1 protein-coding gene is annotated in these 1,592 nt (G+C 71.2%); it reads right to left on the minus strand.

Going from position 1 to position 1,592, the window contains the following annotated elements; translation table 11 throughout:
- Nucleotides 1-67 precede the first annotated feature (67 nt).
- Nucleotides 68-1,592, minus strand: a 1,525-nt coding sequence (locus tag D183_RS0115845; RefSeq protein WP_017909865.1) for a tetratricopeptide repeat protein, incomplete at its 5' end; no start/stop codon positions are given.

Below are 1,592 nucleotides of genomic sequence, written 5' to 3' on the forward strand. Positions count from 1 at the left end.
AGCAGCGCGGCCAACACCATCAGCACCGCGCAGGCACGGGCCCCCTGGCCGAGTCGCTTGAAGTGGATCATGGCTCTTGTTCCCGCTGCCTGCGTTCGTGTTCCAGCCTGAATTTGGCGCGCAGCAGATTGCCCGGATCGTCCGGCACCCGCCGTAGCCACGCCTCGACCGCCTGACGCTGCTCGCGTTGCTGCGGCGTCTCGTTCGCGGCGGCAGCGGCGCGCTCGGCGGCCTGTTTGTCGGTGCCGCCCTGCTGTGCCATCGCCTGCCGCATCTGCTGGCGCTGCGCCGCATCGGCCTGCTGTTGCGCCTGTGCATCGCCCGGCTTCGGCGGCGCCTGTTGCGCGTCCTTGGCGCCATCGCGTCCCTGCTGGCCGTCGCGCTGCTGGCCGTTTTGCTGCTGGTTCTTCTGCTGCGGGTTCTGCTGGGCGCCGTTCTGCTGCTGACCCGCCTGCTGCTGACCCGCCTGCTGTTGACCGTTTTGCTGTTGACCGTTCTGTTGCTGGCCGTTCTGCGACTGTCCGCTCTTCTGCTGCTTGCCGTCCTTGCCCTGCTGGCCGGACTTGGAGTCCTGCGACGACTGGCGCTTGCGCGCGGCCTCCACCGCGGCGCGGTTGGCGATCGCATCGGCCATGCGCGGATGCAGTTTCAGCGCCTTGTCGTAGGCGTCGATCGCCTCGTCGTAGCGGCCCTGCCGTGCCAGCGCATTGCCGAGGTTGTACCAGCCGGCGTCGCTGTCGATGCCTTCGAACTGCTGTTGCGCGGCGGCGAAATCGCCCTTGCGGTAGGCCTGCACGCCTGCATCGAGCCGTTGCTGGCGGACCTGGTCGGCACGTTCCCACCACCCACCTGCGACAGGACCGAGTGTCGGCGTCTGTGCTGGCGCTGGCGCCTGAGCCTGCGCATGCACCGGTAGCGGCATCGCCAGCGGCGCCAACACCAGCAGCAGCACCGCGGCGCCACCGCGACGGCGGAACGCGAGCAAGGCCAGCAGCATCAGCGGCGGCAGCAACCAATAGCCTTGATCGAGCCACACGCGGCCATGGCTTTCGTCGGCCGCCGTGGCGTCCGCTTCCTGCGGCCGCAGCACGCCCAGCGCGCGCAGATCCGTATCGTCTGGCGTCAACGCCGCGTAGCGGCCCGCGCCCGCTTCCGCCAGCGCGCGCAGCGCGCCCGCATCCAATTGCGCGTGCGACAGCCGACCCTGGTCGTCGCGGTAGGCCGCGCCCTGCGCCGTGCCCAGCCCAAGCGCGGACACGTGATAGCCCTGCCTGGCCGCGCGCGCCGCGGCCTGCTGCGCCTGCGCGTCGGCCTGGTCGCTGAGCACCAGGATGTCGCCGCGGGAGAAGCCGGCCTGGCGCAGCAACTGCGCCGCCCAATCGATCGCCAGGTCGGTGCGCTGCCCCGCCACCGGCATCACCTGCGGCGACAGCGCGTCGAGGAACAGGCCCACGTTCGCCGCATCGTCGGTCAGCGGCGCCACCGTGTACGGCTCGCCAGCGTAGGCCACCAGCGCCACTTCGCCGCCAGCGCGTTCGTGCAGCAGCCGCGCCAGCTTGGCCCGCGCCTGCAGCAGCCGCGACGGCGGCAGG

Source organism: Xanthomonas sp. SHU 199 (assembly GCF_000364665.1).
GTDB lineage: Bacteria > Pseudomonadota > Gammaproteobacteria > Xanthomonadales > Xanthomonadaceae > Xanthomonas_A > Xanthomonas_A sontii.